The sequence below is a fragment of the Dyella sp. 01L423 genome (assembly GCF_056399945.1).
The window spans coordinates 242,597-269,239 of sequence record NZ_JBFTSI010000003.1 but is presented as its reverse complement, the minus strand read 5'-3'; the positions used below and the strand labels follow the sequence as shown (position 1 = coordinate 269,239).

Below are 26,643 nucleotides of genomic sequence, written 5' to 3'. Positions count from 1 at the left end.
ATCAAGAAGCGGCCATCCATGGCCGCACAATTCACTAAAACCACGCGACCGTTACAGGGCGCGAGTTGTCCAAAACACTAAAAGATCCATCCGGAGCACATCCATGAGTCAGGGCAAAGTTGTACAGATCATCGGCGCGGTCATCGACGTGGAATTCGCACGCGATCAGGTGCCGCAGGTTTACGACGCGCTGAAGGTCGACGGCACCGACATCACGCTGGAAGTCCAGCAGGTGCTGGGTGACGGCATCGTCCGTACGATTGCCCTCGGTTCCACCGATGGCCTCAAGCGCGGCCTCGTGGCCCGCAACACCGGCGAAGGCATCAAGGTGCCGGTCGGCAAGGCCACGCTGGGTCGCATCATGGACGTGCTCGGCAATCCCATCGACGAAGCCGGCCCGATCGGCGAGGAAGACCGCTGGGTCATCCATCGCGAAGCTCCGAGCTACGACGACCAGGCCACGGCCAACGACTTGCTGGAAACCGGCATCAAGGTCATCGACCTGATCTGCCCGTTCGCCAAGGGCGGCAAGGTCGGCCTGTTCGGCGGCGCCGGCGTGGGCAAGACCGTGAACATGATGGAACTGATCAACAACATCGCCAAGGCGCACTCGGGTCTGTCCGTGTTCGCCGGCGTGGGCGAGCGTACCCGCGAGGGCAACGACTTCTACCACGAGATGAAAGACTCCAACGTGCTCGACAAGGTCGCGATGGTGTACGGCCAGATGAACGAGCCGCCGGGCAACCGTCTGCGCGTGGCGCTGACCGGCCTGACCATGGCCGAGTACTTCCGCGACGAGAAGGACGCGTCGGGCAAGGGCAAGGACGTGCTGCTGTTCGTGGACAACATCTACCGCTACACGCTGGCCGGTACCGAAGTGTCCGCACTGCTCGGCCGTATGCCGTCCGCCGTGGGTTACCAGCCGACGCTGGCCGCGGAAATGGGCGTGCTGCAGGAGCGCATCACCTCGACCAAGACCGGTTCGATCACCTCGATCCAGGCCGTGTACGTGCCCGCGGATGACCTTACCGATCCCTCGCCGGCGACCACCTTCGCCCACTTGGATTCGACCGTCACGCTGTCGCGTAACATCGCCTCGCTGGGTATCTACCCGGCCGTGGATCCGCTGGATTCGACCAGCCGCCAGCTCGATCCGGATATCGTCGGCGCCGAGCACTACGACGTGGCCCGCCGCGTGCAGGGCACGTTGCAGCGCTACAAGGAGCTCAAGGACATCATCGCGATCCTGGGCATGGACGAGCTGTCCGAAGACGACAAGCAGGCCGTGTCGCGCGCCCGCAAGATCGAGCGCTTCTTCTCGCAGCCGTTCCACGTGGCCGAAGTGTTCACCGGCTCGCCGGGCAAGTACGTGCCGCTGAAGGAAACCATCCGCGGCTTCAAGATGATCGTCGACGGCGACGTGGACCACCTGCCGGAGCAGGCGTTCTACATGGTCGGCGGCATCGACGAGGCCATCAAGAAGGCCGAGGAAATGGGCGCCAAGAAGGCGGCCTGATCCCTGTGAGGCAATACGGTGAGGCGCGCATGCCGCGCTTCGCCCGCTCCACACAGCATCGTCTGCTTTTCATCGAACGCACCGGAATACCGTCATGAGTCATACCCTCCGTGTCGACATCGTCAGCGCCGAAGCCGAGATCTTCTCCGGCGACGCGCAGCTCGTGGTCGCCACCGGCGAGATGGGCGAACTGGGCATCGCGCCCCGCCACGCGCCGCTGATCACCCGTCTGAAGCCCGGCCACGTGGACGTGGTGCTGGCCAACGGCGAGCGTCAGCAGTTCTGGGTGTCCGGCGGCATCCTGGAAGTGCAGCCGCAGGTCGTCACCGTGCTGGCCGATACGGCCGCACGCGCCTCCGACCTGGATGAAGCCGCCGCCCAGCGCGCCAAGCAGGAAGCGGAAGACGCTCTGGCCAATCGCACCGATGCGGTTGAGATCGCCGAGGCGCAGGCCAAGCTGGCGCAAGCCATCACCCAGCTGCAGGCGCTGGAGCGCCTGCGCAAGACGCTCAAGCACTAAGCGTCTTGCCCCGGGCAGCACCCCGCAGAACGCCGGCCATGGGCCGGCGTTTTTGTTTATGCTGAGGCAAAAGCGACAAGGGGAGCGATATGGTTGCGAGGCATCACGGTGTTGGGTCGAGGGGGCTGCCGCTACTCCTTGGCGTCATGCTGGCCGGCTGCGCCAGCGTGCAGCAGGCGGTTCCAGCCAAGCCGGCCACCGAGGCCGACACGTCCTATCGCAGCGTGGCGAAGGCGGATATTCAGCACTACCAGCTTGCCTTGGGCGAGGTATCGACCGGTGCGGTTCCCTCGAGCCATCCGGCGCCGGACTATCCGGCTACCTTGCTCGACCAGCGCTTGCCGCCGCTGGAAGTTGAAGCTCGTTTGATCGTGGACGAAGAAGGCAAGGTGTCAGAGGTGCGCATCGCCGACGAAGAGCGCGCGGACGCGCACACCAGGCTCTTCGATGAAGCGATCCGCACCGCCGCCATGCAGTGGACATTCGAGCCCCTGCGCATCAGTCAGTGGGCATCGGATGCCAACGGCAACACGCACCAGGTCGGCAGCGAGGCGCGTCCCTTCAGCCTCGACTACGTGTTCCGATTCGCGTGGAAAGATGGCAAGCCCGTCACCGATACCAGCGCCTCACCACGTGCCACGCCATAGCCATACGGTCTACATCCTCAGGCCCGTAGGGCCGCTTGCACCTGCTGCTATCCTCCGCCGCTAGCCAAGAAACAGGTCCGCCCGATGCTCAAGACCACGCCACTGCACGTCATCGTTCTCGCCGCCGGCGAGGGCAAGCGCATGAAGTCGAAGAAGGCCAAGGTGCTGATGCCGTTGGCTGGACGTCCTCTGCTTGCCCATGTGCTTGAGGCGGCGCGCGCACTGCAACCGAAGGCGATCCACGTGGTCTACGGGCATTGTGGCGACCAGGTGCGTGCGGCCTTCGACGGACAGGACGACCTGCACTGGGTGCTGCAGTCGCAGCGACTGGGCACCGGCCACGCCGTGCGCGAGGCGCTGCTGGAGGTGCCCGACGATGTCACCGTGCTGGTGCTGTATGGCGACGTGCCGCTCACGCGTACGCAGACGCTTGAAGCCTTGGTGCGAGCCGAAGGCACGGTGAGCCTGCTCGCCACGCGCGTCACTCATCCGCACGGCTACGGCCGCGTCCTTCGCGATGGCAACGGCTTCGTGCGCGCCGTGGTGGAAGAAAAAGACGCCGACGACGCGCAGCGCGCGATGAACCTGATCAATACCGGCATCCTGGCGGCCGATGCCGTGGCCCTGAAGCGATGGACGTCCAAACTCGATCGCAACAATGTGCAGGGCGAGTACTACCTCACCGACATCTTCGCCATGGCGGCCGGCGAAAATCGCGCCGCAGCCTGCGTGGAATGCGAGGACGAATTCGAGACAGCCGGCGCCAACAATCCCTGGCAACTCGCCGAGCTTGAGGCGCAGTACCGTTCGCGCGCGGCCAAGGCATTGGCGCTGGAGGGCGTGCGCATCGCCGATCCGCTGCGCATCGATGTGCGCGGCAAGGTCAGCGCCGGCATGGATGTGGAGATCGACGTGAATGTCGTGCTCGAAGGCGACGTCCAATTCGGCGATGACGTGCAGGTCGGCCCGTTCACGCGCCTAAAGGACGTGAAGCTCGCCAGCGGCACCGTGGTGCAGGCGCATTGCGATCTCGAAGGCGTGGTGACGCATGGGCCATGCACGATTGGTCCGTTCGCGCGCCTGCGTCCGGGCACGGAGCTGGCGGCGGGCGTGCATATCGGTAATTTCGTCGAGACCAAGAAAGCCATCCTCGGCGAGGGCAGCAAGGCCAATCACCTGAGCTACCTCGGTGACACCCTCATCGGCCGCGGCGTGAACATCGGCGCCGGCACCATCACCTGCAACTACGATGGCGCCAACAAGCATCTCACCGTGATCGGCGACCGCGCCTTCATCGGTTCCAACAGCGCGCTGGTCGCGCCGGTCACCGTGGGCGAGGATGCGACGATCGGCGCCGGTTCGGTGATCGGCAAGGAAGCGCCAGCCGGCGAGTTGACCCTTGCACGCGCCAAGCAGGTGACCTTGCATGGTTGGAAGCGACCGACCAAGCAGCCGTGATCATTGGCCGCGGCGGCACGGTTTTTCTGGGCAAGGATGGGGTAGTCATGCGCATCGGAAAATTGATTGGTACGTTCCTCGGCGTGGCACTCCTGAATGCCTGTGCCAGCGCGCCCAGTGGCGATGCACCCGTGCAGCTGTTTGGCGCGCAGGACGCACCGCGTTTTCACGCCTACCTGGCATGCACTAGCAACACCGTCGATTGCGCCATCGTGGAGCGCGCCTTCGATCGCTGGGCGGACGACCGGCACGTCACGCTGGAAACGGTGGCATCAGACAACAAGGCCTTCATGACGGGCACGCCATCGCCCGTTGGAGAGCAGGCGCAGCCCTATCGCATCACCATGCGCTATGTGCCTGACCTGTCCGCGCCGGCCAACCCCATGGGCGGCGGCAGCATGCGCCCGATGATCAGCTACATTGCGACGGTGCACGTGTTCGATGCGGGCACGGGGCGTTTGTTGAAGACCATGTCGTTCAAGGACAAGGCGATCATCGACCAGGACAGCGGGCAGGCCAATCCGTATATCAACGCCCAGGTGCGCGCGTTCCTGAGCCGGCTGGATCCCGCGTACGCGAAGGCATCCGCTTCCTGATTCATCGCCCCTGCGTTCCCTCTGGAGAGTGCGGCCAGAAGCGAGCCAGCCAGAAGCAAAGGCCGACTCGCACCCCTACTTTTGACCGACTCGCGCGCTGCCAGCACCCGCGTATAAGCTGCTACCCGCTGACGCGACAGGGGGGTGGTTATGCGCTTTCGGTTCCGACACGTCGTGGCGAACGTCGCCATGGCCTTGCTGTGGGGAATGGTGTCGCAGGTTTATGCGGCGACGGGCGTGCGCGAGCTTCCCGCCACACCCGAGATACGTTCGGCGGTGGGAACCGATTACGCCTTGCGCGCGGTGCCGTTTGGCGGCCTCTCCGTCACGTTGATCGACGTGCATTCGGGCGTGGGCGACTGGACACGTCCCGATCCGACGAAACTGCCTGCGCTGCCGACCTCGCCATCCTCTTCGAAAGACGCCGTGCAATGGTTCTATGGCGATGTGGCAGGGTGGATGGCGGTGCCGCAGGGCTGGCGCGTGCAGCGCGCCACCATTGGCGTGGACGCCAACGCGCACTACACCTTCGCCGCGCCGGAAGGGGCGAGCTCGGGATGGGTCAGCTATACGGTGATTCCGGCCTGCGAAGAATGCCTGTTGCAGGAGTCCGAAGCCCTGCTGCCGGGTGCGGGCGAGCAACTGGCGGCGAAGCACGACGCCACGCCGATCTATCTGGGCCAGACCAATCCCGTGATGAGCTGGCAGTCCCGTCCCGATGACTGCACGGCGCTGTTTCGCTATCGCCTTGGTGGCCTGACGGTGCATGCGGCCGTGCTGAGCAGCGTTTCCGTGTCTGCGTTGGAAACCGGTCGCGGCGCGCTTGCACTCGCCGATGTCTATGCGGCGCTGCCGGCAGCCAAGTCCGCCCTGGCGAGTTTCATGGTGGAAGGATTCCGCCAGGCATTTCCTGCCTGCCGTTCGCCAGACGGGTGGAAGAGCTAATCAGGCGTAACGCCAGCCGTCGATTTCCACCAGCAGCTCGGTGCGGCAGATATCGCCGTGCAGCAACAGCACCGGCACGCCGGCCAGACGCTGCTGCAGGAACTCGCGCACCAGCGGCGCGTCCGTTGGATGCCGCACATAGGCCTTGAGCGGCGACTGCGTGTCGAATCCGGCCGGCATGTTCGCACTGGCCAGCAGGGCTTCGAGGTTCACCAGGGTTTCGTCCAGCTGCGCGAGCAGATCGTCCTCGTGCGCCGAGGCGTGACCCACGACGGCGGCCGTGCCGGAGATGGCGAGGGCGTCCTGGCCCGGCAAGGTCATGGCCCGGGCGAAACTGGGCGGCGTGCGGCCGTATTGGCGCGGGTAGCGCCAGGCGCTGACCTGTCGCGGGTTCTCCACGCGTTCGCCCGGCTCGTCGCAGGCCAGCAAGTACACCTGCAGGCGGGGCGCCGAGGCGTGGTGGCCGATGGCGGTGGCAGCGGGAAAACCATCGGCGAAGAAGCTGGCCATGCCCTCGGCGCGGCCTTCGCAGAACTGCTTGTAGCGCTCGCTGTCGCCGGCGCCTTCATTGATATCGGCCAGGTAGTTCCAGATGCGCTGCACATGACGCTCGCGACGCGTGGCGACGAACTCACATAATTGCGCGTAAGCGCTGGCCGCGGCGGCGCGCGGTCCGCCATGGATGTTTTCATCCAGCGTGATGGCAGCGAACAGCCAGCCGTCGCCGCTCGACCATTGCAGCTCGCCCACCCGCCCTTGCGTCACGGGGCCGTCGACCTGCCAGATCTCCAGCGGCGTGGGAGCGTCGAAGATTTCCAGGTCGACCTGCAGCCAGCGCGGATCGACGCTACGCGCGGCGCCGGTGCCGAAGCCGAATACGGCCAGCGTGCCGGCATCCTGCAAGACCGCATCCGGATCGACCCACCGGTAGGACACCTGCGGCGCGCGGCGCAGCGCAGGCCTGACGTTTTCACAACCCTGAACCATGGGCATCCAACCGGAGACTCTAGGACGCTATGGTACACTGGCCGGCCTGCGGCTCTGGGGGAGAGGCGCAAGAATTCGGGTACGGAAAGGCATGGCCGAGCAGAGCACCGCACAACACGAACTGGCCACGCTGATCGTGGACAGCCTCAATCTGGAAACCGTCACGGCCGACCAGATTGACCCCGATGCACCGCTTTTCGGCGGCGATCTGGGCCTGGACTCCATCGATGCCCTGGAAATTGCGCTGGCCGTATCCAAGCGCTACGGCTTCCAGCTGCGCTCGGACAATCCCGAGAATCGCAAGATCTTCACCAGCCTGCGCACCCTCTCCGAGCACATTGAACGGCAGCGCGCCGTTTAAGAACTATCGGGCATGATGTATCGCGCACGCGGCAGACTTAGGTCCAAGCCGTTTCGTTGTCATGCAGGCTGAGCAACCCATGTCGTCATCAAACGCAGCACAACCGAAATCGACGTCCCGGCGCTGGATGCCGCTGATGTTCGGCTATCCGGTGCTGGCGATGGCTGGCGTGCTGACGCACCGCCAGGGTTTCTCGCTGGCGGCCTGCGCGTTGCTGCTGACCGTCTTGATGATTCCTGCGCTGGCCACGCGCCGCGCGCTGCCGTGGGTCGTCTGGTTGGGCACGCTGGCGGCCATGGCCTGGTTGTGGCTGCATGGCATGGTCGGCCTGCTGCTGGAATGCGTGCCGATTGCGATCAATATCCTGCTGGCGTCCTTGTTCGGCCGAACGCTGCGTGCAGGACAGACGCCGCTGATCGCGCGTTTCATCGAGGCACTGGAAGGTCCCGAGCGACTCGCCGTGCCCGGCATTGCGCCGTATGCACGCCACCTCACCTGGTTCTGGACGCTGCTCACGGCAGCGCAAGCCGTCGTGCTGGCCGTCCTTCTGCTGTGCGCGGAGCCGGGTGGCCTGCTCGGCTCGCTGGGCATGACCTCGCCCTGGCCGGTGCCGGCGGGTATCGCGCAGTCCTATGTGCATGTGGGCGGCTATGTGTTGATCGCCTGCGCGTTCCTGCTGGAAAACGTGTTCCGCCGCTGGCATCTGCGCCATGTGCACCACCCTCGCTTCCACGAGCTGGCCATGGGCATCGCGGCGCGCTGGCCCGCGCTGGTGCGCGGCGACGATTCGGCATCGCCATGAATCAGGCGGCTTTTCAGCGTGTGTTTCTGGTGGGCGCGGACCATGCCTGCCTGCCGGGTCATTTCCCCGGTTCGCCGCTGGTGCCTGGCGTGATGCTGCTGGAACAGGTCGCGCTGGCCCTGCGCGATTGGCGCGGCCAGCGGCTTGCGCGCGTGCTGGAAGCAAAGTTCGTGGCGCCACTCCTGCCGGAACAGGAGGCGCGGATCGCGCTTACCGAAGCCCAGGGCCGCGTGCGTTTTGAGATCCATCGCGGCGACGATCTGCTCGCGCGCGGCTCCATCGAGGGAACGATATGAGCGAACACTGGCAGAGCCGGCCCGAAGGCGGCGGACGCTTTGCGTTGTGGCTGATCCGCAGCATTGCACTGTACGGCGGTCGCCCGGTCGCCCGGTCGATCCTCTATCCGATCACGCTCTATTTCTATTGGCGCCGAGGACCCGAGCGGGAAGCGTCGCGCCGTTTCCTCGAGCGCGTGCTGCACAAGCCGATCACGCCGTGGCATGTGATGAAGCACATTCACTGCTTCGCATCGACCATGCTCGATCGCGTCTTCCTGCTCGCCCGTGGCGAAAAGGATTTCGACGTGACGGTGGAAGGGCTGGAGCAGCTCGAGGCCAGTTTCGCCGAGGGACGCGGCGTGCTCCTGCTCGGCACCCATCAGGGCAGTTTCGAGGCCTTGCGCGCGCTCAGTGCGCGTCGCCCCGACACTCATCTGCGGGTGGTGTTGGACAAGCAGAAGACACCGGCCTTGACGCAGTTGCTCGAAGCGCTGGCACCTGAGGTGGGCGCCAGCGTCATCGATGCCTCCGCAGGCGGTACGTCGATCACGCTGGCGATGGCCGAGGCCTGCCAGCAAGGCGCCATGGTCGCCCTGCTGGCCGATCGCGGACGCGAACACGAAGTACTGCGCCGTACCCCGTTGCTGGGTGAACCTGCGCCGTTTCCCGTCGGGCCCTGGCTGCTCGCGCACAGTTTGCGCGTGCCGGTGGTGCTGTGTTTCGGTCTGTATGAAGGCGGCAATCGCTATCGCCTCATTTTCGAGCCGTTTGCCGACCGCATCGAGATTCCGCGACAGGATCGCGCACAAGCGCTGGACGCCGTAATCGCGCGCTTCGCCCGTCGCGTGGAACACTACATCCGGGTCGCCCCCTACAACTGGTTCAACTTCTATGACTTCTGGCAGCAAGACGTGGACACTGCTGTGCGCCCTGACGCTGTCGCTGTGCGCGAACACGAACGCGAACGCGTCGGCGCCTGAGGACGCCGCCACGGCACGCGCGCTGGTGGCCTCGCTGGGGCGTCCGGCACCCGCCCGCACGCCGTTTGCCGAAGCGCGCTTCTTGAAGATGCTGGATAAGCCGCTCGTCGTTTCCGGACAACTTGCCTGGTTGGGCGGCGACAAACTCGAGCGCACAGTCGAACATCCCACGCGTGAAGTGTCGACCATTGGCGATGGTGAAGTGACGCAGCAGCGCGAAGGTCGTTCGCCGCGGAGTTTCTCCTTGAAGCGTGCGCCGCAGCTGCAGCTGTTGCTGGACAGTTTCGTGGCGCTACTGGGTGGCGACGCCTCTCGCCTCGAGCAGGCATTCACCGTGCAGCACAGCGCTGACGGCGCGGATCACTGGACGCTGACGCTGACCCCGCGCGACGCGAAACTCGCGCAGACCGTAAGCCGCATCGACATCGACGGCAGCGGCAACGAGCCGCACTGCATGCGCATGCAGGAAGCCGATGGCGACATCGCCATCGATCTGCTGGGCGACTATGCCGCCAAGATGCCCACGGCGCCGACGCGCGACGCACTCACCGCGCTTTGCCGAGGCAGCTGAGGGTGCGTCGCAGCCGCGTGACGTTGCTGGTGCTCTGGCTGGCCACGCTGGCGGTGCTCGGCCTGTTTGTTACGCGACACCTCACGGTGAGCACCGACCTGCGCAGCTTCATGCCAGCGCCGACCACTCCCGATCAGCGCCTGTTGATGGAGCAGGTGGGCGAGGGCCCGGGCTCGCGGCTGCTGTTGCTCGCCATCAGCGGCAAGTCCGACGAGCAGCTTGCCGGCCTGAGCCAGCAACTCGCGGCGGCGCTGCGCAAGGATCGACAGTACACGCAGGTGCTCAACGGCAGTTTCGACATCGGCGCGCTCGACGATGCCCTCCTGCCGTATCGCTACCTGCTCTCGCCCACGCTGGATCATCAGCGCATGGATGCCGCTTATCTGCGCGGTGAGCTGGAACAGCGTCTGGACGATCTGTCGTCGCCCGCGGCGTCGCTGCTGAAGGGATTGCTGCCGCGCGATCCCACCCTGGAAGTGCTCAAGCTGGCCGAGCGGTGGTCGCCGCCCAAGTCGCCCGAGATCGTGCAAGGCGTGTGGTTCTCGCCGCAGCACGAGGCCTTGCTGCTGGTGCTGACCCAGGCGGCAGGCTTCGATCCGGATGCGCAGTCGCAGGCGATCGATGGCATCCATCGCGCCTTCGACGCCTTGCCCGATCATGCGGGCGGCTCGCTGGTGGTCAGCGGACCGGGTTACTTCAGCGTGGTCGCGAGCGCGCAGACGCGCGGGCAGGCGGAGTGGATCGGACGCATTTCGACCGTGGGCTTCATCGTGCTGCTGTTGCTGGCGTATCGCAGCATCGGCTCTCTGCTGTTCTCGGCCTTGCCGATCGCCAGTGCCGCGCTGGCGGGCATTGCCGCACTCGTGCTGCTGTTTCCGCAGGTGCATGGGATCACGCTGGCGTTTGGCTTCACCCTGCTTGGCGTGGCACAGGAGTATCCGATACGGGTGCTGAGTCACCGCCGCGCCGGCGAAAGCGCCGTGCAAAGCGTGCGTGACCTGTGGCCGCTGCTGCTCACCGCGATCGCTTCGGCATGCATTGCCTATGCGGCGTTCTTTGCATCCGGCGTGAATGGCCTCAAGCAATTGGCCGTCTTTACCATCACGGGTTTGTTGGCGGCCGGCTTCAGCACACGCTACCTGTTGCCCTATCTGCTGCCGGAGCGCGTGCACGATGTCGCCGCGATGGGCTGGCTGATCCGCGCACGCGACACCGTGGACCGCCTGCCGCGACCGCGTTGGATTCCCTTGCTGGTGGCCATCGCCAGCGTGCTGATGCTGGTGTTTGCGCAGGGCCCGTTCTGGCAGAACGATTTGTCGGCGCTTACGCCGTTGCCGCGCGACCTGCTGATGCGCGATGCACGTTTGCGCGAGGCCCTGGGTGCGCCTGACGTGCGCTATCTACTGGTGTTGCAGGCGCCCGATGAGCAGGCGGTGTTGGCGCTATCGGAAAAGCTCGAGCCTGCGGTGGATGCCCTGGTGGCCCGTCACGCCGTCGATGCGATCGAACTGCCTTCACGCTATCTGCCGAGCGAGGCAGCGCAGCGCGCACGGCAGCGAGCGTTGCCCGATGCGCAAGCGCTGAAAAGTGCGCTCGACGAAGCCGAGCAGGGCATGCCGTTCCAGGCAGGTTTGTTCCAACCCTTCCTCAACGACGTGGCGCAGGCACGCAGCTTGCCCGTGCTGACGCCGGAACGCTTTGCATCATCGCCATTGGGCCAACGCGTGTCGGCCATGCTGATGCAGCGCGATGGTCATTGGCTTGGCCTGGGCACGCTTACCGGTGTGCATGACTTGGCAGCCCTGCAGTCGCTCGCGCGCGACAGCGGCGGTTCGGTGCGTCTGCTCGACCTCAAGGGCGCCGCCGAGTCGCTGGTGGTGGATTACCGCGCGCGCATCCTGCACGCCCTGCTCGGCGCGGCGCTGCTCCTGGTCATCGCGATCGTGGTTGCCTTGCGCAGCGTGCGCAGGGCCTGGCACGTGCTGGCGCCGATGACGCTGGCAACTTTCCTCGTGCTGGCAGTGGAACGTGTGTCAGGTGTGGAAATCTCGCTGTTCCATCTAGTGGCGCTGATACTCGCGGCCGGGCTCGGCCTGCACTATGCGTTGTTCTTCGAGCGCGATACCGGCGACGCCGCCGAACAGCGCCGCACGCTGCACGCGACACTGGTGTGCGTGCTGTCCGCGCTGCTGGTCTTCGGCATGCTGGCCTGGAGCACCATTCCCGTCTTGCGCGCGATCGGCCTCACCGTCGCCCTGGGCGTCGCATTTCATTTCTGTCTTTCGATCCTGATGGCGCCGCATGCTCGCCAAGACTGACTGGGCCCACCTCATTCCCCACCAGGGCGCGATGTGTTTGCTCGACGCCGTGGTTGTGTGGAATGAAACGACGATCCACGCGATCAGCGAGAGTCACGTGCTGGCGGATCATCCGCTGCGTGGCAGCGCCGGGTTGCACGCGGTCCATCTGGCCGAATACGGCGCGCAGGCGATGGCCGTGCATGGCGCCTTGCTGGCGCGCGAACGCGGTGCGAGCGAGGCGCGGCCAGGCCGCCTGGTCAGCCTGCGCGATGTATCGCTGGCCAACGAATGGGTGGATCCTGCGCAAGGCCGTTTGGACGTCCATGCCGAAAGCCTCTACGCTGACGACGCAGGCGCACAATATGCCTTCCGTGTCGAACAGGGCGGCCGCTTGCTGGTGAGCGGCCGCGCTGCGGTCATTCATCCTCTTCCCTGATGCCGAGGCAGCCATGACTCAGCTCCATACTCCCCGTCGCGCGCTGGTGACCGGCGGCAGCGGCGATCTCGGCGCTGCGATCTCGCGAGCGCTCGCCGCAGGCGGCTACCACGTGATCGTGCACGCCAATACCGGCCTGGCCCGCGCCGATGACGTCGCCGCCACCATCCGCGATGCCGGCGGCGCGGCGCAGTCAGTTGCCTTCGACGTGACCGACACGGCCGCCACACGACATGCACTTGAGACCCTGCTGATCGACGGACCCGTGCATGCGGTGGTGAACAACGCCGGCATTCACGAGGACAGTCCACTGGCCGGTATGTCCGAAGACGCATGGCGACGCGTGATCGACGTATCGCTGCATGGCTTCTTCCACGTCACCCAGCCCTTGCTGCTGCCGATGGCGCGAGCGCGCTTCGGTCGCATCGTGTCGGTCAGCTCGGTGGCGGCGCAGCTGGGCAACCGCGGCCAGGCGAACTACGCGGCCGCCAAGTCCGCCCTGCATGGCGCCACGCGCTCGCTGGCGCGCGAGATGGCTTCGCGCGGCATCACCGCAAACGTGGTGGCGCCCGGCGTGATCGAAGGACGCATGATCGGCGAGCAATTCCCGCCGGAACGCATTCGCGAGATGGTGCCTGCGCAGCGCGCCGGTAAACCGGAAGAGGTCGCGGCGCTGGTGGCGTTTCTATGTTCGGATGCCGCCGGCTACATCAACGGCCAAGTGATCGGCGTCAACGGCGGCATGGCGTAGAGCAGAAATGAGTGGAGAGGAGTGAGAAGTGAGAGTGGCGAGCTCTTGCTCTCTCTCACTTCTCACTCCTCTCCACTCGCTCCTGCCTTCAAGTCACGGCAACGTCGAACACCACCGGCTGCGAGGCGCGCGAACGCCGGTAGCTGGCCACCACATCGCCGTAGCGCAGGATCTGCCCCACCGTGTAGAAGGTGATGCGGCTGACATCGCGGATCGGGCTGAAGTGGCTGATGCGGAATTCGCCCTGGTAACGCGAAGCGATCGGCACCGACACCACGCTGATGCCTTTTTCGCGCGTGGCGGCGATCAGGATGGCGGCTTCGAACACGAAGTTTTCCGCCGGCAGATCGACCAGATCGAGCGCGCCGCGCGGGTACCAGCGCTGTCCGCTCTGCGTATCCGCCACCGGCTGCGCGCAGGCCCACGAGATGCCCCAGTCGGCCACGCCGTTGGCGCGACGGCGTCCCTTGGGCTGCTGTTCGCGCTGGAGCAGACGCGCACCGATGACGATGTGATTGGGATAACGCTGCGCTGCCGCCGCGATGCGCGGGATATCGGCGGCCAGGTGCTGGCCATCGCCATCCATGGTGAGCACGGCGTCGAAGCCCTGGCGCAGCGCCTCGCGAAAACCCGTGCGCAGCGCTTCGCCCTTGCCGCTGCGTTGCGGATGGCGCAGCAGGGTCACCGGCAGCTCGCGCACGATCTCGGGCGTGCGATCGTCCGAACCGTCGTCGACCACGATGACCGGGACGCCCAGCGCCAGCACGGATTGGACCACCTCGCCGATCGCCGCCTCTTCATTGAGGCAGGGAATCAGCACGCACCAACGGGCAGCGGACGTATTCAAGCAAGTGTCTCCAGCACAACCCTCAACGCCAGGGTTTCGGCGGCGGCCAGGGTGCAGTCACCGTGGCCTGCAGCGAGATTCTGCATCAGCGGCCAGGCGGATGCGGCTATGGGATTGGTTTCGAACCACTCGCCTGTCGCGGGCGCAGGCCGCAGCGGATGGTCGGCGTGCGGCTGTAGCTCGATCGACAGGCTCGCCAGCGTGCCCGTGCTGGCGGTGGGCGACAGCACCAGGGCAAAGCCAAACGAGCTGCGCGTGTCGCTCATCTCGCCCACCGGGCCGGTGCCTGCGATATCGCTGCACACCAGCAGCACCGCGCGCTGTTCGGCCAGGCTGAGCGTGACGGCTTCCAGCAGTCCGGCGCCGAAGGTGGCGCGACCGGCCGAAATGGCGCTGGATGACGCCTGGCAGCCGGTGGCAATGGTCCAGTAGCCGGCCGGCGCGTTGTGCACGGAATTATGGAAGCGCGTCGGCGAAAGTTCGGCAGGTGCGCTGGCCAGGGTGGCGCACATGTAGTCGGAAATCAGCTGATCGCCATAGGTAGAACTGAACACACACGGCAGTTCGCTGGCCGCGTAGCCGCTCATGGCCACCGCTTGTCCGGCCACTTCGACGGCCAGCAGCACGCTTTCGGGCGCGCGACGCCGCTCGTTGGCGGGCAAGGTCGCTGCCTGGGGGCGCGCCGCAGGGGCGTCTACCGGCAAGCCTTCCAGCTGCGACTTCAGTGCCGCGAAATCGCCCAGTGCCGGCGACCACAGGCCAATGCCTTCCACGTGGACCTGCAGCGCACTCATGCCGGCGCCCTCCCGAAGGCAAGGCAGGCATTATTGCCTCCGAACCCAAACGAGTTGCTCAAGGCCACGTTGACGCTGCGCTGCTCGCTCTGCAATGCCAGTTGCGGACCGCAGGCAGCATCGGGATCGGTGCATCCAAGATTGCCGGGAACCACGTTGTGGCGGATGGCCAGCAGCGCGAACACCGCTTCGAGGATGCCTGCAGCGCCCAGCGTGTGACCAGTGAAACCTTTCGTGGAGCTGGCGCGCGTGGTCGAGGGAAAGGCGCGCGCAATCAAGGCAGCTTCGACTTCGTCGTTCTTCAGGCTCGCCGTGCCATGCAGGTTGATGTAGTCCACCTGCTCGGCGCGCAAGCCAGCGCGCGCGAGCGCGTCGCGCAGCGCGAGTTCGGCGCCCACGCCTTCCGGGTGCGGTGTCGACATGTGGTGCGCATCGCTGGATTCACCGTAACCGAGCAGGCGCGGCGCGTGCGGCGCATTGTGCACGCGCTCGAGCAGGGCAAAGCCCGCCGCTTCGCCGATGGAGATGCCACGGCGCGCCTGGTCGAATGGACGACATGGTTCTGGCGACACCAGCTCCAAGGCGTTGAAGCCGAACAGCACGCTGTCGCACAGCGTATCCACGCCGCCCACGATGGCCGCATCCGCCAGCCCGAGGCGAATCAGCCGCTCGGCGGTGGCGAACACCTTCGCGCTGGACGAGCACGCGGTGGAAACGGTCAGGCACGGGCCTTCCAGCCCGAGCGCTTCGGCCACGAAACCGGCCAGCGAATGGGGCGCGTGGATCAGCGGACGGCGCAATTCCGCCGGCATGCGGCCGTCGGCATCGAGGTGGCGATAGCCTTCCTCGGTGGCGCCGATGCTTGCCGTGGAGGTGCCCAGCACCAACGCGATGCGTGCGGCGCCGTAGCGCAGGCGCGCGTCCAGCGCCTGCTCGAGAAAGCGGTCCTGCTGCAGCCCCAGCCAGGCCAGGCGGTTGTTGCGGCATTCCCACGACGCGTGCGCCGCAGGCAGCTCAGCCTCTTCGACGCCATCGACACGGCCGATCCAGCACGCCAGGGGGGCGCTGCTGAAGTCGTTTTCACGGAGGCCGCCATGGCTGGAAGACAGGGCGGCGAGATGGCTTTCGAGACCTTGGCCGAGCGCTGAAGTGACCGTATAGGCACTTACGGCAAGGGGTTGGATCGGTACTGACATCGCGCGAGCCTAACGAGCGACTGAAACATTTCCTAGTCTGGACAGCCGCCAGGCTTGATCGCGTTCATGTTTGTCAGCACCGTTTTGACTGCCCCATGCGCCTGGCGTGACGGCCGCGCACGACGCCAAGCAGGTCCCCGTGGGACACTGCCCCGTCGACCCTCCGTGCCCTGCCCCGTGCCGCCGATCACCGCCCCCTTGAAGCGTGGCCCCTGGCGCTATCTCAGCGACCGTGACGTACTCCATGCGTTCGTGGTGATGGTGGCCGCGGTCACCCTCAGCCTTGGGCTGGTATGGGTGGGCTATCTCGTTCATGTATGGCGGGTGGCGGCGCGCAGCCCGGTGGCCCCCGGACAGCCGATGACGGTGCTGGTGTTCGGTCGCCGGCTGGTGCGCGACGCGCCCGAAAAGGACTATCAGGCACGCCTGTTGCGCGCGCTGGCGTTGATGCGCTCGCACGACACCGAGCACGTCCTGTTGCTGGGCGGCCGCAGCGGCGGCGCCATCAGCGAGGCGGCAGCCGGCCGCAGCTGGTTGGAACAGCACGAGTTGCCGCCCGGTGTGGTGATGCAGCTGGAACAGGCCTCGGTCGATTCGCTGGAAAACCTGCGCCACGCCCGCAGCCTGCTGCAGGAAGACGGACCGGTGGCGCGCGTGCTGCCGCCGGTGGCGCTGGTGACCAGTCGCTACCATCTCGCCCGCTGCCAGTTGCTGGCGCGGCGGCTCGGTTTGCATAGCGTGCCAATCGCAGCCGAAGCCAGGCTCGTGCTCAACCGGCGCTATGTCGTGCGCCTGCTGGCCGAGTCGGGCTATCTGATGTGGATCGATATCGGCATGCGCTGGGCGCAATTGATCGGCCATCGCCGAATCAGCGCACGCCTCAGCTGACCTGAAGCGCGACGTGCCGCCGCAGCGGCCTACGCGCCGCGCTTGCTAAGCTGGCGGCCTTTGCACGACGACGGACCGCCTGATGAGCCAGCAAGCCGACCAAGCCGAACTGTTCCTGCGTGAACTGCAGGACCGCATTTGCGCAGCGATCGAGCAGATCGACGGCAAGGCACGCTTCGAAGAAGACGCCTGGACGCGTCCCGCCGGCGGCGGTGGCCGCACGCGCGTATTGCGCGATGGCGCGATCTTCGAACAGGCGGGGGTGAATTTCTCGCGCGTCTATGGCAACCAACTGCCACCGAGCGCCACCGCCCATCGTCCCGACTTGGCCGGCGGCGGATTCGTTGCCACCGGCGTATCGCTTGTGCTGCATCCGCGCAACCCGCATGTGCCGACCACGCACGCCAACGTGCGCTATTTCGAAGCAAGCAAAGAGGGCGTGGATCCGGTGTGGTGGTTCGGCGGCGGTTTCGATCTCACGCCGTTCTATCCGCGCGAGGAAGACGTGCTGCACTGGCATACCGTGGCGCGCGATCTGTGCGCGCCGTATGGCGACGATGTGTATGCGCGCTACAAGAAATGGTGCGACGAGTATTTCTATCTCAAGCACCGCGGCGAGACGCGAGGCGTGGGCGGCCTGTTTTACGACGATCTCAACGAAGGCGGCTTCGAGCGCTGCTTCGCTTTCACGCGCGACGTGGGGCAGGGTTTCCTCGATGCCTATCTGCCGATCGTCGAGCGCCGCAAGGACGAGGCCTATGGCGAGCGCGAGCGCGAATTCCAGCTGTATCGCCGCGGACGCTACGTGGAATTCAACCTGGTCTACGACCGCGGCACGCTATTCGGCCTGCAGTCGGGCGGACGCACGGAATCGATCCTGATGAGCCTGCCGCCGCGCGTGCGCTTCGAATACAACTTTCAGCCCGACGCGGAATCGCCGGAAGCGCGGCTGGGTGATTACCTCAAGCCGCGCGACTGGGTGTGAGAGATGCAGGAGTGAGTGGAGAGGAGTGAGAAGTGAGACAGAGCTGGGCGAGGGGCACTGTTGGCTCTCTCTCACCTCTCACTCCTCTTCCCTCACTCCTGGCCCTTACTCCTAGCCCTTACTCCGTCGGCATGGCGCCGCTGAACTTCACCGGCGTGGCGCCCTTTACGGGGCCGATCTGCGCGCTGTCGCTCACCTGCAGCACCACTTCGCGGCGGAATTCCAGCGTGCCCTGCACCACCGCGTGCGGACCGATCACCACATGCGGCAGACGATTGTTGCTGCTCCAGCTCCAGCCACCCGGCTTGTCGACCAGGATGCCGCCTTCGACGCGCGAATTGGCGCCCACGGTTACGTCGCCGTTGGTGGTCTGCAGACCGCCGCCGACGTGTGCGGCGTTGAGGTTGATGCTGCCGTTGACGTTGCCGACCTTGCCGGCGACATCGGCGCCTTGTTCCAGATGAATGCCGCCGTTGGTGGTGCTGACGGCGCCGCTGACGCGGGCGGCCGAGCCCAGGTTCACGCCGCCGTTCACCGTGTCGACCGCGGTTGCCTGTGCATGATCGCCAAGGTTGACCGATCCATTGACCGTGCTGGCCTTCTGCACCACCGCGTTGTCGCCAACGCGCACCGCGCCGTTGACCGTGCTGACGTTGCCGGCGTGCTGGCCAGCATCCACCTGCGCGGTGCCGTTGACCTTGTCGATATCGTTGTCGCTGGCCTGGGCTACGACGGGCAGGGCCAGGGCGAGGGCGAGTGCTAGCAGATGACGACGCATGATGAGCTCCATGAATAGACTGACCACCCTAGGATGCACCCGGCCGGACCAAGGTTTAGCATGACCTTCGACAGGGGCCGTGCGATTTGACGGGGCCGGGGCGGGGCCTCACCATCGCGAGTTTCCCGCCACGAATTCCCGCCATGTACAAGCTCGTACTCATTCGTCACGGCCAGTCCCAGTGGAACCTGGACAACCGCTTCAGCGGCTGGGCCGATGTGGACCTCACCGAACAAGGCATGGCCGAAGCCGCCGAAGCCGGCCGCCTGCTGAAGGCCGGTGGCTATAGCTTCGATGTCGCGCACACCTCCGTGCTCAAGCGCGCCGTGCGCACCTTGTGGGGCGTGCTGGATGCGATGGACCAGATGTGGGTGCCGGTGGTGACCGACTGGCGCCTCAACGAGCGCCACTACGGCGGCCTCACCGGCCTCAACAAGGCCGAAACCGCCGCCAAGTACGGCGAGGACCAGGTCAAGGTGTGGCGCCGCAGCTACGACATCCCGCCGCCGCCGTTGGACCGCGCCAGCAACGAGTCGGTGAACGACCCGCGCTACGCCAATCTCGATCCTTCGATGATTCCCGACACCGAATGCCTCAAGGACACCGTCGACCGCGTGGTGCCGTACTGGCACGACGTGCTGGCCCCGGCGATCGCCTCCGGCCAGAACGTGGTGGTGGCCGCGCACGGCAACTCGCTGCGCGCCCTGGTGAAGTACCTGGACAACATCTCCGAAGAGGAGATCGTCGAACTCAACATCCCCAACGGCGTGCCGCTGGTGTACGAATTCGACAAGGACCTCAAGCCGATCCGCCACTACTACCTGGGCGATGCCGACGCCATCGCGGCGAAGATGGCCGCCGTGGCAAATCAGGGCAAGGCCAAGTAAGGACTGCCGCGGGTGACAAGCGTCACCCGCGATGGTTGCGCCCCGTCAGTCGTGCAGGCTGACCTGGGCCGATAAGCTGCGCGCATCCCATGACCAGGCGACCGCGATGACCCCGAACATGATCTACGCGCTGATGATCCCGCTGATGGCGTTCGCGATCTGGCGCCGCGTGCGGGGGACCTTCGGGCGCCAGCCGATCCGCCGCAAGCGCATGATTGCGCGCATCGCCGTCTTCACGGCCATCGGTGCCCTGATCGGCCTGGGCGGCCTGCACAACGTCCGCTTGCTGGAAGGATTGCTGGGCGGTGTGCTGGCTGGCGCGGCGTTGGGTACGGTGGGCACCAGGCTGACCCGCTTCGAGCGCGATGCCGAGGGCAACGATCTCTATATTCCCAACCCCTGGATTGGCGGCCTGCTCACGCTATTGCTGATCGGACGTCTGGCGTGGCGCTTCGTGGTGGTGATGCCGCAACTGCAGGACCCCGCCATGGCGCACAGCGGGCCTGCCATCGGCAACAGCCCGCTGACCCTGGCGATCTTCGGCCTCACGATCGGCTATTACATTTGCTACTTCGCCGGCCTGCTGGTGCATCACCGCCGCTTCGAGCGGGCGCAGCTGGCCACTTGAAGGGGCTTAGAGCGCGTCGCCGTCCATCTCGCCGGTGCGGATGCGGATGACCTGCTCGAGCGAGCTGACGAAGATCTTGCCGTCGCCGATCTTGCCGGTCTTGGCCGAGGCCTGGATGGCTTCGACCACGCGATCGACCTGCTCGTCGCTCACCGCCACTTCCAGTTTGATCTTCGGCAGGAAGTCCACCACGTACTCGGCGCCGCGATAGAGCTCGGTATGGCCCTTCTGGCGGCCAAAGCCCTTCACCTCGGTCACCGTGATGCCCTGCACGCCCACTTCGGCCAGGGCCTCGCGCACATCGTCCAGCTTGAACGGCTTGATGACCGCAACCACCAGCTTCATGGGTTTTCCTCTTGATCGTCAGGTGGCCCATGGTCCGGGCCGCAGTTGGGCATTTTGCCTGTGCAGGGATATCGCTGTCGCGCCCGGGCTCTCTGTAGGAAAATGCCTACACGCAGCAGCGGAGCACCCTGATAGTGGCATTTAAAGACATGAACCTACACTCCACCCTGACGAGCTCGAGGTGCTATCCATGATGGATAGGCAGGATATCGATCAACTTGCCCAGCGTCTTGTTTCGTTGGTTCCATCAGGATTGGCTCAGGCGCAACAGGATTTGCGCACCAACTTCGGCGATGTTCTGGCGCAGGGATTGCGCCGCCTTGATCTAGTCACCCGCGAGGAGTTTGAGGTCCAGAGCCAGCTGTTGGCGCGTACCCGCGCCAAGGTCGAGGCCCTGGAGAAGCGAATCGCAGATCTCGAGGCTGGTGCCGGCACCTGACTGACGGGGTGCGGCACGGGCCCAAGTCCCGGGAGCCGTCCCCGATCCGTCACCCTCACCCCGAGAACGATCGGGGGCGGCTATTTTTCTCTGCAGGCCGCTGTGGGAGTTGCTCCGTGTTTCAGCCTGGCAGCCGCTCCCGCGCCTTACCCGGCGTGCGGGCGATATGAGTCTTGCCGTCACCCTCAGCCGAGCCCAGGAAGGCGTGGCGGCGCCCCAGGTCATGGTGGAAGTCCATCTGTCCGGCGGCCTGCCCAGCACCAATATCGTGGGTCTCCCTGAAGCCGCCGTGCGCGAAGCGCGCGACCGTGTGCGCGTAGCCATCCAGAACACGGCCTTTGAATACCCCAACCGCAGAGTTACCGTGAACCTGGCGCCGGCGGAATTGCCCAAGGATGGCGGCCGCTTCGATCTGGCCATCGCGCTCGGCATCCTCGCCGCTGGCGGACAGGTGCCGCGCGACAAGCTGGACGACTGCGAATTCCTCGGCGAACTGGCCTTGTCCGGCGCTTTGCGTGCCGTGTCCGGCGTCCTCCCTGCCTTGTTGCGTGCACGTGCGCGTGGCCGCCGCGTGGTGGTACCGCGGGGCAATGCCGCAGAGGCCGCCCTGGTGTCCGATGCCGAGGTGCTGGTGGCCGACACGCTGGCCGATGTCTGCAGCTGGCTGCGTGGCGCGCAGGAATTGTCGCCGCCGGGCGCGGCGGGCGGCATCTTCGACGAAGTCATCGGTCCCGACTTGGCTGACGTGCGCGGCCAGTTGCAGGCGCGGCGTGCGCTGGAAATCGCCGCGGCCGGCGGCCATCACCTGCTGCTGCTGGGGCCGCCGGGTACCGGAAAGACCATGCTGGCCGAGCGCCTGCCCGGCATCCTGCCGCCGCTGAGCGAGTCCGAAGCGCTGGAAACTTGCGCGGTACGCTCCGTCGCCGGGCAAACCGTCGATCCCAAATTCTGGCGTCGCCGTCCCTTTCGGGCGCCCCACCACACCAGCTCGGCCGTCGCGCTGGTGGGCTGTAAATTCTCCAAGACAATGCGACTGACCAAAAGAGAATGCGACCATGGCTGCTAGTCAGCGGGCGGGGTCTATCGAGTTCCTCGAGTTCCTGGCCGATATTTCGCACCCGGCCACTGGCGAAATCTCCCTCGAAAGGCTTGCCACTTGGCTGTCCCAAACGGCGGGGGATCTGGTAGCACTTTGGCGGCGACGTGGGGGCCACGTCTCCTGGTCAATTTTCGCGGACGAGATCTTGTCGGTACTGGACGCCGCCCAAGACGAGACCTGCGATCTCATGGCGACGGTAGAGTGGTACCTGCAGTGTCCACTCGACGCTTTCGAAGGGCTTACCCCTCAGGAGGTCGTGATAAAAGGACAGGCCCGGCTGCTCGTCATATTGTTGCGCAGTGGCCGAGTGATCATCGGAAGACAGGCCATCCGTTCCACAGATGCCGTAGAGTGAGCTCAAGCTTTTTGAGTAGTCCTCACATGGACCTTCGTCCTCGAGCGGTCGCATTTGATGCGTATGGCACACTGGTGGCCATCGGCGCCAAGCGACGGCCTTACAGGCTCTTAGCGACGTTAACGCAGTCATCACTTGAGCCTTCGCCGCTCACGAAATCCATCGACTTAGAAGCAGCCTAACGGAACACTGGGGCGACGCTGCCTCTCGTCGTTCTTGATGCACTCAAGGCAGACTTGACCGCGGAGTTGGCTTCGATCACGCCGTACCCGGAAGCCATGGCGGTGCTTGCCGCGATGAAGGCAGCGGGAATGCGCACAGCAGTCGCCTCGAATCTCGCCCTGCCGTACGCGTCGCCTATCCAACGGGCCCTGGGGCAGCTTTTGGACGTGGAGTGCTTCTCCTTTGAGGTGGGGGCCGCCAAACCGGATGGGGCCTTTTACCATGCGCTTTGCTGTCGCCTCGACTTGCCTCCCAGTGATATTTGATGGTCGGCGATACGTGGCGTTGCGATTATGCCGGTGCGCGTGCGGCGGGCCTCATGGCGCTGCACTTGGACCGCCGCGAGACGGCCACCACCGAACAGCGTGCGGTTTCAGTAACGACATTGGGTGACCTGTTGCCGCTCTTAGGGCTGGCCTAGGCACCATCGCTACTAAAGCTTCCTGCACATTGGCCGATCCACCGGTATCGGAGGACGGTGGGCAATGGATCAGACCGACGGTAACCCTGGGGCACGCCGCCCTGGCCAGTCAATTAGGGTGGTACAGACCGTGCGTCCGCGGTTAGCACCTCTGGCCAAACTTGGCGACGAGCGTTTTCGTTTGGTGTGGCTCGGTGAAGTCCAGCGACCCGCGTCGGCCACGTCCGCGACCGGTCACATCGTGATCGCGCGATTTGCCAGCGAGACAAGACAATTCAATGTCCCGTTGCCCTTGCCGGCGCTTCCGCTGTTGGCGCTAGGGAGTGTGTGGCAAGAAGGGCTGTACGCAGGTTTGGGTCCTGCCAAGACGGCGAAGGTCACTGTCGACATGACCGCGTTATCCGATGCGCACCGTGCCACGTTGGATCCCTACGAGGTCTTTCCTACGACGGTTTATCCACTTTCGATGGGCAAGCGTTCGCCCTGCCGTGTGCTCCCGGTCACTAATGGGCCGGAGCTGATCGTGCCCGTGAGCGAGTTGCTGCGAACGTCCTACTTCTTTGACCACCGACTGATCGAACCCATGCTTAGCGGTGCGTTCGCCAATCCCACGCTGGGATCGTCGTTACGTCTACCGTGGCTTCCGGAAGGCACGCGGCGGCTATCCGATGCTGAAGTGATGTTGACGCGCCGGCAGAATATCGGCGAGCCCCTGGCTCTGCGGATCAGCCGACTGCTGTTTGATGATGCGGCGCAACGGGCCATTGCCAAACTATCGGTGGCGTACCGGCAAACGTCGAGGGAATCCGCCTTTCTTCTGCCCCACGTCGAGCCCACGTTCGAGCAGCGCGCGCTGTGGCACATCCGCTACGTCGACGTACCCGCGGCCAAGCAGCGCCCTCACAGGCGACTCGTTCTCACGATTCTTGGGCAAGAGCAGGCGCTCCCATACGAGCGCCTTATCCTCTTGGCGGACAAGGATTCGCGGCAAGGCGCGAACAGCGAGGATCCGGACCTAAAGCATTACGCGCGGCGCTCGACGTCCATTGTACTGCCGGATGATGGGACGCTCCCCCTCTACGGCGGCGCCGGCGAGACGGGAACCGACAGTGCGCCAGTGGCGGGGCTGGCTTTTCACGATAACGTCTTTGGCGTCCCGGTTGTTCGGCCGGCCAAAAGTTGGCAGTCGTACCGTCATCAGGGCGGTATGCCGGACGCGACCGTGGCAGTGCACGGTGCCGCTACCGATCCCTCAGCTAACCCTGTGCCGGGTTTAGCGAACCAGCGGGACGGTGATCCCATGGTGTCGGGACTCTCGACCAGCGGGACCGCTCAAACGCCGCCGGCCCTGATCGATGTGCGCCCAGTGTTCGATGATCTCATCACGGCGCTGCGGCCGATGCTTCCGGCTTGGCAGATCGACTATCTGGACACACCCAGTGCGTCGGCCGGCGTAATCAAGGTCAAGCACTTTAAATCGAAGGCGATTCGACCCTTCCTTGTGTTGCACCTGCATCAGGCACTTCGCCATGTTTACGTGATGAAAGCTGGGCCGTTGGCGGATCACGAGCGGTACCGCTTGCTCATCTGTGAGCAGTTACATGGTGCTGCGCTGTCGCTACCGGCATTGGGCCAGTGGCTCAGTCGGTTTCCCTACCCGGATCGGAACAAATGGGTTGATGGCAGCCATCGGCACCGCCTCTCACTGCGCCAGGAGACTCTCGTTCATCAGCCACGCCCTTCGGGGGCCACGCCCGCCAATGTTCACCGTAAGTTTGTCGAGCGGATTGCCGGCAGAGTCGCCGGGTTTGTAGCGTGACGCTTCAGCTGTAGGTCGAAGAGACAATACGTTGTAAAACTTCGCCTACCGCCGCACGCCCGGTCGCTGTCCCAAGCAGTTGGCTAGGCTCGCGATTGCCAATAGCCGGAAGAGGCTGCTGAAGCCATCGCCCTAGCCAGACAGCGGCATTAAATTCCTCCGAGGCCGCCGCCACGGACTGCTCAACCTGGCCGACAAGCTTGACCACGCCGAGGACGGCCTCGGTAAAAGCGTCCGGCAGCCTCTCGTGCCGGACCAGAGGCAGTAAAGATGTTAAAGGCACTCCCAGCCAGCCGGCGAGAGCCGCGACACCGACCTGTAAGTCATCGGCCAACTGTACTATCGCTCTCGCAGAAACACCGCGCTCGAGAACGCGCAGGTCATCGCCTGGCGTATGGCTACTCCAGGTGCGATAGGGGAAGGGAGAGAACGTCAACGTACTCATGTGCAGGTAATGATCCGTGGCCGATGCCACTGTACGACTGGGAAACCTCAGGCGGCCTGAGACGAAGTTGGCCGGACCTGCGCGCGGTCTTGCTGACGCAAGCGATGAGAACCTCTGGCGTTACGTTGAAGGTCCTCAGCGACGACGAGGCTTCTATGAAACACGCAGACTTTCGCATTGGCACCGTTTTTCTGGGTCGCGCAGGTTTTCGCTGGCGATGCACGGACGTAGGATCACGCACAATCCTGGCCATCCGGCTCGATCATCAGGATCCGCACTGGTACGAGGGTCCGCCCTATATCGTTCAGGAGGCCGTGTTCGACGAGGCTGAGCTGCCTACGTGCCACCTCCATGCCGCGGATGCCCTCCATGCCTCCGTTCGAGAGCACAAGGCCTCGCTTCACCCGGGATATTCCCCCGAAGTCGTGCAGCGCATGCTCTTGGCAAGGGGCGCGAGATCCTATCCTCACCTGGGCGTCCTCCGCTTCGATCGCCTGCGAGCCGACGGCGAAATCCTCCACCCATACGCAGGCCGTAAGGCTGGATCCCGGTGGATCATCGAGCTTTACCTGCCATTCCTCGAAACATTTGATTCCTTACCCGAGGGCGAGTTTATCGCGCTGCCGCGGGCGGTTCCTGCGGATGTACGTGCGCGCGCAGAACGTCGGCTCGATTGAGCGCATGGGCGACGCGTCCGAAACGCGCATTCGTAGGTGCCTGGAACGGAAATTGCGATCCGCTCAGCGGCCCGCTTTCTGCGACTGGGTTAGCGTACGGTGCTAGCGGACGGACGGCGCATATGTGGGTGACAGAAGTTCAATGGCAGGCGGGGGCATGCTGGTCCGCACGATGCTTTACCTGGCAAGTTTTCATGCCTCGGCGGAAATAACGGTTACCTCAGCACTGCGGTGCCCGCGGCTCTGCGCTCAGGACGGCGCTTCTATCGACGTGCCCCGGCGGCGTAGCTTTCTGATATTTCGAACGCGGCGTTCCGGCAAGGCGCGGATGTCTGGTCGAAACGTCGCTACCGTCGCTACCAGTCACTACTGGAAGTACTCCCGAAGCGAAACACTACCTCCCGAGCGCCTTGGCGACATCTTTTGCCATCACGCCGACACGCTTCACTGCCGTGCGCAGTTCCTGTTCGGACACGCCCCACCTCTTAGTCCAGTAGCGGACTTCGTAGTCTTCGTTGACATTCACACGGTCGGCATCGCGCGGACCGCGGTTGGTCTTATCGTCGGACATGGGAAACTCCTTCGGTGAAGTGCGTTTTGATTCGCACTCGTGCGGTGATGCGGCCGTCAACCTGACGCAAAGATATCAATCCATACCTAGCTCGATGGC

31 protein-coding genes and 1 pseudogene are annotated in these 26,643 nt (G+C 65.0%); 24 read left to right on the top strand and 8 right to left on the bottom strand.

The window, feature by feature from the left end; translation table 11 throughout:
• Positions 1–103 precede the first annotated feature (103 nt).
• The 6 genes from atpD to AC1DMY_RS12180 all read left to right on the top strand — a co-directional run bounded on the left by atpD (position 104) and on the right by AC1DMY_RS12180 (position 5,682).
• A complete protein-coding gene (atpD, locus tag AC1DMY_RS12205; RefSeq protein ID WP_441601956.1) occupies positions 104–1,516 on the top strand; it encodes a F0F1 ATP synthase subunit beta in 1,413 nt (470 codons plus the stop codon).
• 94 nt (positions 1,517–1,610) lie between these two features.
• Positions 1,611–2,036: a F0F1 ATP synthase subunit epsilon gene (locus tag AC1DMY_RS12200; protein ID WP_477165225.1), complete on the top strand. Its 426-nt coding sequence runs from the start codon at positions 1,611–1,613 to the stop codon at positions 2,034–2,036.
• A gap of 89 nt (positions 2,037–2,125) precedes the next feature.
• On the top strand, positions 2,126–2,683 hold the full coding sequence (locus AC1DMY_RS12195) for an energy transducer TonB (protein ID WP_477165224.1): 558 nt from the start codon (positions 2,126–2,128) through the stop codon (positions 2,681–2,683).
• An 84-nt stretch (positions 2,684–2,767) separates the two neighbouring features.
• Positions 2,768–4,141, top strand: coding sequence for a bifunctional UDP-N-acetylglucosamine diphosphorylase/glucosamine-1-phosphate N-acetyltransferase GlmU (glmU, locus tag AC1DMY_RS12190; protein ID WP_477165223.1), 1,374 nt, complete (start codon positions 2,768–2,770; stop codon positions 4,139–4,141).
• A gap of 47 nt (positions 4,142–4,188) precedes the next feature.
• Complete coding sequence (locus AC1DMY_RS12185; protein ID WP_477165222.1) at positions 4,189–4,737, top strand: hypothetical protein; 549 nt, start codon at positions 4,189–4,191, stop codon at positions 4,735–4,737.
• 150 nt (positions 4,738–4,887) lie between these two features.
• A complete protein-coding gene (locus AC1DMY_RS12180) occupies positions 4,888–5,682 on the top strand; it encodes a DUF4850 domain-containing protein (RefSeq protein WP_477165221.1) in 795 nt (264 codons plus the stop codon).
• On the opposite strand, the gene AC1DMY_RS12175 is transcribed toward AC1DMY_RS12180, so the two are convergent.
• Positions 5,683–6,669 (bottom strand): chorismate transformation FkbO/Hyg5 family protein, encoded by a 987-nt coding sequence (locus AC1DMY_RS12175; protein WP_477165220.1) that lies wholly within the window; start codon positions 6,667–6,669, stop codon positions 5,683–5,685.
• A gap of 91 nt (positions 6,670–6,760) precedes the next feature.
• Between AC1DMY_RS12175 and AC1DMY_RS12170 the strand changes: the two genes are divergently transcribed.
• From AC1DMY_RS12170 to fabG, 8 genes are all read left to right on the top strand, one after another.
• Positions 6,761–7,030 carry a phosphopantetheine-binding protein gene (locus AC1DMY_RS12170; RefSeq protein ID WP_046971235.1) on the top strand — a complete coding sequence of 90 codons (270 nt, stop codon included), beginning with the start codon at positions 6,761–6,763 and terminating at the stop codon, positions 7,028–7,030.
• A gap of 79 nt (positions 7,031–7,109) precedes the next feature.
• Positions 7,110–7,832, top strand: a complete 723-nt coding sequence (locus tag AC1DMY_RS12165; protein WP_477165219.1) for a COG4648 family protein — start codon at positions 7,110–7,112, stop codon at positions 7,830–7,832.
• A complete protein-coding gene (locus AC1DMY_RS12160) occupies positions 7,829–8,128 on the top strand; it encodes an ApeI family dehydratase (protein ID WP_477165218.1) in 300 nt (99 codons plus the stop codon). Before AC1DMY_RS12165 ends, AC1DMY_RS12160 begins: the two co-directional genes overlap by 4 nt.
• On the top strand, positions 8,125–9,090 hold the full coding sequence (locus AC1DMY_RS12155; protein WP_477165217.1) for an LpxL/LpxP family acyltransferase: 966 nt from the start codon (positions 8,125–8,127) through the stop codon (positions 9,088–9,090). The genes AC1DMY_RS12160 and AC1DMY_RS12155 overlap by 4 nt, the downstream gene beginning before the upstream one ends.
• Entirely contained in the window at positions 9,002–9,661 is a 660-nt protein-coding gene (locus AC1DMY_RS12150) for a LolA-related protein (RefSeq protein ID WP_477165216.1), read from the top strand. The genes AC1DMY_RS12155 and AC1DMY_RS12150 overlap by 89 nt, the downstream gene beginning before the upstream one ends.
• A gap of 2 nt (positions 9,662–9,663) precedes the next feature.
• On the top strand, positions 9,664–11,979 hold the full coding sequence (locus tag AC1DMY_RS12145) for an MMPL family transporter (RefSeq protein WP_477165215.1): 2,316 nt from the start codon (positions 9,664–9,666) through the stop codon (positions 11,977–11,979).
• A complete protein-coding gene (locus AC1DMY_RS12140) occupies positions 11,963–12,397 on the top strand; it encodes a hotdog family protein (RefSeq protein ID WP_477165214.1) in 435 nt (144 codons plus the stop codon). Before AC1DMY_RS12145 ends, AC1DMY_RS12140 begins: the two co-directional genes overlap by 17 nt.
• A 13-nt stretch (positions 12,398–12,410) precedes the next feature.
• Complete coding sequence (gene fabG, locus AC1DMY_RS12135) at positions 12,411–13,148, top strand: 3-oxoacyl-ACP reductase FabG (protein WP_477165213.1); 738 nt, start codon at positions 12,411–12,413, stop codon at positions 13,146–13,148.
• 88 nt (positions 13,149–13,236) lie between these two features.
• Here the strand turns inward: fabG and AC1DMY_RS12130 are convergent, their stop codons facing one another.
• From AC1DMY_RS12130 to AC1DMY_RS12120, 3 genes are read right to left on the bottom strand one after another with little or no spacing between them, the layout of a single operon-like run.
• Entirely contained in the window at positions 13,237–13,995 is a 759-nt protein-coding gene (locus AC1DMY_RS12130; protein WP_477165212.1) for a glycosyltransferase family 2 protein, read from the bottom strand.
• The gene (locus AC1DMY_RS12125; RefSeq protein ID WP_477165211.1) at positions 13,992–14,789 is read right to left on the bottom strand and encodes a beta-ketoacyl synthase chain length factor; all 798 of its coding nucleotides are present in this window, start codon (positions 14,787–14,789) and stop codon (positions 13,992–13,994) included. Before AC1DMY_RS12125 ends, AC1DMY_RS12130 begins: the two co-directional genes overlap by 4 nt.
• Positions 14,786–15,985 carry a beta-ketoacyl-[acyl-carrier-protein] synthase family protein gene (locus AC1DMY_RS12120; protein WP_477165210.1) on the bottom strand — a complete coding sequence of 400 codons (1,200 nt, stop codon included), beginning with the start codon at positions 15,983–15,985 and terminating at the stop codon, positions 14,786–14,788. The genes AC1DMY_RS12125 and AC1DMY_RS12120 overlap by 4 nt, the downstream gene beginning before the upstream one ends.
• Positions 15,986–16,183: 198 nt before the next feature.
• Between AC1DMY_RS12120 and AC1DMY_RS12115 the strand changes: the two genes are divergently transcribed.
• The gene (locus AC1DMY_RS12115; protein ID WP_477165209.1) at positions 16,184–16,873 is read left to right on the top strand and encodes an ElyC/SanA/YdcF family protein; all 690 of its coding nucleotides are present in this window, start codon (positions 16,184–16,186) and stop codon (positions 16,871–16,873) included.
• A gap of 82 nt (positions 16,874–16,955) precedes the next feature.
• Entirely contained in the window at positions 16,956–17,858 is a 903-nt protein-coding gene (hemF, locus tag AC1DMY_RS12110; RefSeq protein ID WP_477165208.1) for an oxygen-dependent coproporphyrinogen oxidase, read from the top strand.
• A 118-nt stretch (positions 17,859–17,976) separates the two neighbouring features.
• On the opposite strand, the gene AC1DMY_RS12105 is transcribed toward hemF, so the two are convergent.
• Positions 17,977–18,636 (bottom strand): DUF4097 family beta strand repeat-containing protein, encoded by a 660-nt coding sequence (locus AC1DMY_RS12105; protein WP_477165207.1) that lies wholly within the window; start codon positions 18,634–18,636, stop codon positions 17,977–17,979.
• Positions 18,637–18,779: 143 nt separating this feature from the next.
• Here AC1DMY_RS12105 and gpmA point away from each other — a divergent pair, with 143 nt between their 5' ends.
• Positions 18,780–19,523, top strand: a complete 744-nt coding sequence (gene gpmA, locus AC1DMY_RS12100) for a 2,3-diphosphoglycerate-dependent phosphoglycerate mutase (protein WP_477165206.1) — start codon at positions 18,780–18,782, stop codon at positions 19,521–19,523.
• A gap of 106 nt (positions 19,524–19,629) precedes the next feature.
• Positions 19,630–20,151, top strand: a complete 522-nt coding sequence (locus AC1DMY_RS12095; RefSeq protein ID WP_477165205.1) for a CcdC protein domain-containing protein — start codon at positions 19,630–19,632, stop codon at positions 20,149–20,151.
• 6 nt (positions 20,152–20,157) lie between these two features.
• Here AC1DMY_RS12095 and glnK read toward each other — a convergent pair whose 3' ends face one another.
• Entirely contained in the window at positions 20,158–20,496 is a 339-nt protein-coding gene (glnK, locus tag AC1DMY_RS12090) for a P-II family nitrogen regulator (protein ID WP_046971250.1), read from the bottom strand.
• 190 nt (positions 20,497–20,686) lie between these two features.
• On the opposite strand from glnK, the gene AC1DMY_RS12085 reads away from it, so the two are divergent.
• From AC1DMY_RS12085 to AC1DMY_RS12065, 5 genes and pseudogenes are all read left to right on the top strand, one after another.
• Positions 20,687–20,935, top strand: a complete 249-nt coding sequence (locus AC1DMY_RS12085; RefSeq protein WP_046971251.1) for an accessory factor UbiK family protein — start codon at positions 20,687–20,689, stop codon at positions 20,933–20,935.
• Between the two features lie 166 nt (positions 20,936–21,101).
• Positions 21,102–21,944, top strand: a pseudogene (locus AC1DMY_RS12080) (YifB family Mg chelatase-like AAA ATPase); the annotation flags it as partial.
• Positions 21,945–21,990: 46 nt separating this feature from the next.
• Positions 21,991–22,389: a hypothetical protein gene (locus AC1DMY_RS12075; protein WP_477165204.1), complete on the top strand. Its 399-nt coding sequence runs from the start codon at positions 21,991–21,993 to the stop codon at positions 22,387–22,389.
• 236 nt (positions 22,390–22,625) lie between these two features.
• Complete coding sequence (locus AC1DMY_RS12070; RefSeq protein WP_477165203.1) at positions 22,626–22,877, top strand: HAD family hydrolase; 252 nt, start codon at positions 22,626–22,628, stop codon at positions 22,875–22,877.
• Between the two features lie 219 nt (positions 22,878–23,096).
• Complete coding sequence (locus AC1DMY_RS12065) at positions 23,097–24,851, top strand: hypothetical protein (protein WP_477165202.1); 1,755 nt, start codon at positions 23,097–23,099, stop codon at positions 24,849–24,851.
• A 4-nt stretch (positions 24,852–24,855) separates the two neighbouring features.
• On the opposite strand, the gene AC1DMY_RS12060 is transcribed toward AC1DMY_RS12065, so the two are convergent.
• Positions 24,856–25,296: an antitoxin Xre/MbcA/ParS toxin-binding domain-containing protein gene (locus AC1DMY_RS12060; protein ID WP_477165201.1), complete on the bottom strand. Its 441-nt coding sequence runs from the start codon at positions 25,294–25,296 to the stop codon at positions 24,856–24,858.
• Positions 25,297–25,319: 23 nt separating this feature from the next.
• Between AC1DMY_RS12060 and AC1DMY_RS12055 the strand changes: the two genes are divergently transcribed.
• The gene (locus tag AC1DMY_RS12055) at positions 25,320–25,973 is read left to right on the top strand and encodes a hypothetical protein (RefSeq protein ID WP_477165200.1); all 654 of its coding nucleotides are present in this window, start codon (positions 25,320–25,322) and stop codon (positions 25,971–25,973) included.
• A 394-nt stretch (positions 25,974–26,367) separates the two neighbouring features.
• Here the strand turns inward: AC1DMY_RS12055 and AC1DMY_RS12050 are convergent, their stop codons facing one another.
• On the bottom strand, positions 26,368–26,544 hold the full coding sequence (locus tag AC1DMY_RS12050) for a DUF3606 domain-containing protein (protein WP_477165199.1): 177 nt from the start codon (positions 26,542–26,544) through the stop codon (positions 26,368–26,370).
• Positions 26,545–26,643: the final 99 nt, after the last annotated feature.